Origin of the sequence: Leisingera sp. (assembly GCF_034669605.1) — a bacterium.
GTDB lineage: Bacteria > Pseudomonadota > Alphaproteobacteria > Rhodobacterales > Rhodobacteraceae > Leisingera.
This window is the reverse complement of sequence record NZ_JAXMOX010000308.1, coordinates 1-3,815: the sequence shown is the minus strand read 5'-3', so window position 1 is coordinate 3,815 and position 3,815 is coordinate 1. Positions and strand designations below refer to the sequence as shown.

At 60.2% G+C, this 3,815-nt stretch carries 6 protein-coding genes; 5 read left to right on the top strand and 1 reads right to left on the bottom strand.

The genetic code is table 11. From position 1 onward, the window contains the following. Positions 1-149: 149 nt before the first annotated feature. Positions 150-821, bottom strand: a complete 672-nt coding sequence (locus VOI29_RS23290; protein WP_323763294.1) for a helix-turn-helix transcriptional regulator — start codon at positions 819-821, stop codon at positions 150-152. A gap of 108 nt (positions 822-929) precedes the next feature. Here VOI29_RS23290 and VOI29_RS23285 point away from each other — a divergent pair, with 108 nt between their 5' ends. The 5 genes from VOI29_RS23285 to VOI29_RS23265 all read left to right on the top strand — a co-directional run. After that, complete coding sequence (locus tag VOI29_RS23285) at positions 930-1,184, top strand: hypothetical protein (protein WP_323763295.1); 255 nt, start codon at positions 930-932, stop codon at positions 1,182-1,184. Between the two features lie 50 nt (positions 1,185-1,234). Next, positions 1,235-1,657: a hypothetical protein gene (locus tag VOI29_RS23280; RefSeq protein ID WP_323784122.1), complete on the top strand. Its 423-nt coding sequence runs from the start codon at positions 1,235-1,237 to the stop codon at positions 1,655-1,657. Further along, positions 1,654-1,905: a hypothetical protein gene (locus VOI29_RS23275; protein ID WP_323763297.1), complete on the top strand. Its 252-nt coding sequence runs from the start codon at positions 1,654-1,656 to the stop codon at positions 1,903-1,905. Before VOI29_RS23280 ends, VOI29_RS23275 begins: the two co-directional genes overlap by 4 nt. Positions 1,906-1,908: 3 nt before the next feature. After that, positions 1,909-2,745, top strand: coding sequence for a ParB N-terminal domain-containing protein (locus tag VOI29_RS23270; protein ID WP_323763298.1), 837 nt, complete (start codon positions 1,909-1,911; stop codon positions 2,743-2,745). Further along, positions 2,738-3,815, top strand: a 1,078-nt coding sequence (locus VOI29_RS23265) for a DNA-binding domain-containing protein (RefSeq protein ID WP_323784120.1), incomplete at its 3' end; no start/stop codon positions are given. The genes VOI29_RS23270 and VOI29_RS23265, both read left to right, overlap by 8 nt.

Genomic DNA, 3,815 nt, shown 5'->3' with positions numbered 1-3,815 from the left:
CAAATCTAAGCCTACGACGCGCGGACGACTTCGATCGAAATGACTTTTTCGGTGTCTATCGACTGAACGCGGTTCGTGAACGCAGTGCGGATCTTCTTGTAGCCGAGACGTGCGCCTTCCATGTATGTTCCGCGAACTGGGGCGTGATGCTACCGGACAGACAGAACTGCCCGCACCGGACCAATGACCTGCATGTGAACATGGTTACTATATGGAAGCACAACCGGCGGAGTAGCTCTTTCTTCGAAGGTCATTACGAAGCTGCTGCCAGATTTGGACAAATAGCCGATAAGTAGCCTGCTACTCTCTCTGAGCGCGCATAGAACGGGCGTATCGAAATCCTTCGGTACTTCACGTTCCAGTAGTACTATCGAATTTTTCGAGATGACGGGGTTCATGCGGTCATCGACGGCCATAACCGCGGTGAGCGATTTGGCGTCGAGGCCTTTGCTCTCCAGCCAAGCGCGCCCGAGGGCGACCGGCGGCAGCTCCATATTCTGGACTTCGGATTTGTGATAGGGAATAGCCGCATACCCACGCTCTAGCGCCTCTGTGCTGCCTTCGATCGAGATCCTCAGAAACGGCTGTACGGCGCCGACCTGGTCTTCTGCGGCAAGCCTTGGTGGACCAACATAAAACTCAAGACCAAGCGCGTTACAGAGCGCTTCCATCGTCTTGATGCTGGGTGAGCTGCCGGTCTTCATATCTTGAATAGGCGTTCGCTTTCGAGAGCCCAACGCCATTTCGGCGACATCAGCCATCGACAATCCGAGTTCCGCCCGACGCGCTTCTATCAGGTCAATCACTTTGTCCGCCTTCATGGTGGAGGAATGCACTGAAACGCAGGTTCAGGCAAGTTTCCTCTTGCGTCAAGCATGCAGTGGAAATAACCATTGTGTTAACGATGGAAAAAACCATGAGCAGGGCTGATGCAAATTTCGAACCTCGTTACGCTTGTCGATACCTACCGATCCGCTGTGAATCGCAGCGAGGCCACCGTTTCCAACAAAGTCACTGGAAGCCACGCGCGGCTGTTTCAGCGCGCCCGCGCAAATCTGGGCTGCACGCTGAAGACCTATACTGAAGCGCTGCAGTGGTTCTCGGACAACTGGCCTGCCGATCTTGAGTGGCCTCAGGGCATCGAACGCCCGGCTCTGAGGGTGAAAGCGAGAAAGGCATCGTGATGACAAGTCGCGCTGACCTTCAGGCCGTGGTCGAGACTGCCACCGAGGGTTTGACCAACACCCAGATCCTGGCTGTGGCGTGGTGGATGGTTGAACGGGTTGCAGACCCAGAGGACTTCCACCAGCTCGACATGTTCCTCGGGATGACAGCCGAGCATTGCCGCGACGTTCGCCTCGAAGCGGCCATTGCCGCCGATCGCGAGGCCTTTGCAGAGGGAAACTTTTGCGCAGGTCCGCCCGATGGGAGGCTGCCTGTCTTTTTGCGGGAAGAGTTGCTGGATCGGGCCGCCGCCACTCACGCCGAAACGCTCGATCCTGAGCCAGGGCTGCGTGCACGTATGCGCGTAGCCCTGGCAAAAGCCAGCGACTGGTTTGCCCGGTCCGACGACACCTGGACGGGCAGCATTGTTGGCGGTGTTTGCTTCGTTGCGACCGCCACTCTTGGATTTCTCTTTGCCGGAGTTTTGCAGTGACTCATTTCGATCTGACCCCGCGCTCGCCGGTAGAGCGCTGGAACCACTTGCAAGAGCAGCTGCGTAAGGCGCGGCTCTGTTGGCCGGCGATGGCCGACATCTATGAGGCTGCCGATGTCCGCGAGCAAGCGGCGGCCGATTATAGCCAGCACGTCGTGGCCGCAATAACCGAACTCGATGCGCTCGATATCCAAGGCGCTCTGTACGATGTGCCGGAGCTGCTCGATCTGACCTACGGGAGGGCGTGAGCGATGCCGGCTCCCCAGAAAATCAGCACCATGCGGCTGGCTGTCAGCGAAATCGAGATCCCGGACCGGTTGAGGGATGTCGATCCGAAGAAGGTGGCGCTGATCGTGCAGTCTGCCAGCGATGGCCATGGCATTCGCGATGCGATCCACGTTCGCAAGACCAGCAAAGGGTATTTCCTGATTGATGGGCGCCATCGTTTGGCGTCTTGCGATCCGCTAGGTCTGGATGATCTGGAAGCGGATATCTGGAAATGTACAGAAGATCAGGCGCGGTTTATGGAGGCCGATGCCAACCTCTCGGGGGGCTTCCTGACTCCGCTCGACATGGCTGTCAGCTTGGCCGAGCGCAAGCGGTTCTATGAGAAGATGTACCCGGAAACTAAGCGCGGCGTGGCCGGCGCAATGGCTCGGCATGGACAGCAACAGACAGAAATGTCGTTTGCTCAGTACATCGGTGAAGTCGTCGGGATTACAGCGCGCCAGGCGCAACGCATCGTTGCTGCCGGTGAAGGATTAAAGAGCGACGATGTCGCTGCGCTGCAAGTCGTGTCGCGCCAGCTCAAGATGAACGATCTGTACGAGATCGCGAAGGTCTCCGAGGATGCCGAGCGGCGTGAGGTGGTCCGCGCGTTGGCTGCGGGCAAGGCGAAGACAGCATCGAAAGCCCGCAAGCTCTACGCCGCCGCAACCGGTGACGCACCTGCGCCGGTCGATCCGGTCGATGCCGAGTTCCAAGCGCTGCTGAAGGCTTGGGGCCGTGCTCGCAGGTCTGCCCGGGCGCGTTTCCTGGATCGAATCAGCGATGAGCTGCGCGCAATGCTGGAGGCCGACAATGCCTGAACTGCGCAGCCCCGATCGCGTATGGTGGACGCCTGACCAATTGGCAGAGGCGGCTCTGCCCGATCTTCCGCAGACTGGGCGTAGGATCAACGCGATGGCTGCGCGATTCAACTGGCGCGCGGTGACAGGCAAGGCGCGCCGCCGGAAAGGAAAGGGCGGCGGTTGGGAGTACCATTGGACCCTTTTGCCGATGCGCGCGCAGCAGGCCTTGCTGGCGACCGTCAAGCAGGATGGTGCTCCGCAACAGATGCCGCGGGGCGAGGCATGGGAATGGTTCGAGGGCCTGCCCGAGAAGCACCAGGCAAAGGCGCGGCAGAGACTGGCCATGATCCAGCGGGTCGAGGCCCTGGTCGCCGGCGGTCTTGGTCGCGATCTGGCCGTGCGGGAAGTGGCTCAGATCGAAGGCGTCAGCGGAAAGACGATCTGGAACTACATGGCCGACATCGCGGGCGTCAGGATTGATGACCGGTTGCCATATCTTGCGCCACGCTATCAGGCCGCAATGCGCAGGGTGCAGCGCGCCGAAGTTGACGATGCGTTCTGGGAGTTCCTCAAGAGCGACTACCTTCGCCCGGAAGCGCCCTCTTTCGCCAGCTGCTACCGACGCGCCGTGCAGGTTGCCCGCGATCAAGGGTGGCAGACCGGCAAGGAACGGACCATGCGCAACAGGCTCTCCGCAGAGGTCCCGGAGCTGACGCAAACCCTGTGTCGTAAGGGCGTGGATGCGCTCAAGGCACTGTATCCCGCCCAGACCCGGGACCGTGTCTCGCTCCATGCGATGGAAGCGGTAAATGCCGACTATCATCGGTTCGACGTCTTCGTTCGCTGGCCGGTCGATCCTGGCTCGAACAGCGGTGGGGGCCAGATCGTACGCCCGCAGCTGGTGGCGTTTCAGGATATTTATTCCGGTCGCATCCTCAGCTGGCGGCTGGACCGGACGCCCAACAAAGTGGGCGTGAGCCTCGCGCTCGGCGACATGATCGAGCGGTTCGGCATTCCCAGCCACGGCGTGCTGGATAACGGCCGGGAGTTCGCCAACAAGTTCCTGACCGGCGGCGTCAAGACGCGGT

Excerpts from the sequence above, each read along its gene's own strand:
- VOI29_RS23290 (WP_323763294.1), bottom strand. The coding sequence starts at position 821 with ATGAAGGCGGACAAAGTGATTGACCTGATAGAAGCGCGTCGGGCGGAA.
- VOI29_RS23285 (WP_323763295.1), top strand. The coding sequence starts at position 930 with ATGCAAATTTCGAACCTCGTTACGCTTGTCGATACCTACCGATCCGCT.
- VOI29_RS23270 (WP_323763298.1), top strand. The coding sequence starts at position 1,909 with ATGCCGGCTCCCCAGAAAATCAGCACCATGCGGCTGGCTGTCAGCGAA.